The 460-nt window shown below is 60.4% G+C and carries 1 pseudogene; it reads left to right on the top strand.

Going from position 1 to position 460, the window contains the following annotated elements:
• Positions 1-460 (top strand): annotated as a pseudogene (locus HMPREF2734_RS11970) (HNH endonuclease); the annotation flags it as partial.

Consider the following 460-nt stretch of genomic DNA (forward strand, 5'->3'; position numbering starts at 1 on the left):
GTTTTACCCTGCTGAAGTTCGAGGGCCGTTTCGACGCGCTGTCGCGCTATGCCGATCAGGTTATTGACGCGAAGAAACCCGCGCCTGAAAAGCAAGTGCGGTTTTCTAAGGCGCGTGAGGGTATGGCAACGCTGCACTTGACGCATTCGGCACGCAATATTGCTGATATTGAGCACACGCTGCGTGGGTTGATCGATACGGAACTGCCACCAGCCGGCCAGATGGCTGATGCGCTTATGGGGCTGTTGCGTGGTGATGGCGACGGTGGTGGGGTGCCGCATGCAGTACCACGCCCGATTGTTATGGTGCCGCTTCCCGAATGGACGCGGATCCAATCCGGCGCCGGCGACGAGGTCACTCTCACGCTAACCGATGGCACGACGATGACGGGTGCGGAGTTTCTCGCGCAGCAATTCGGCGACGAGCTGGAAGTCGCGGCGTTTCACCCGACCGAGGGTGC

It is taken from the genome of Corynebacterium sp. HMSC055D05 (assembly GCF_001810365.1).
GTDB classification, from domain to species: Bacteria; Actinomycetota; Actinomycetes; order Mycobacteriales; family Mycobacteriaceae; genus Corynebacterium; species Corynebacterium coyleae.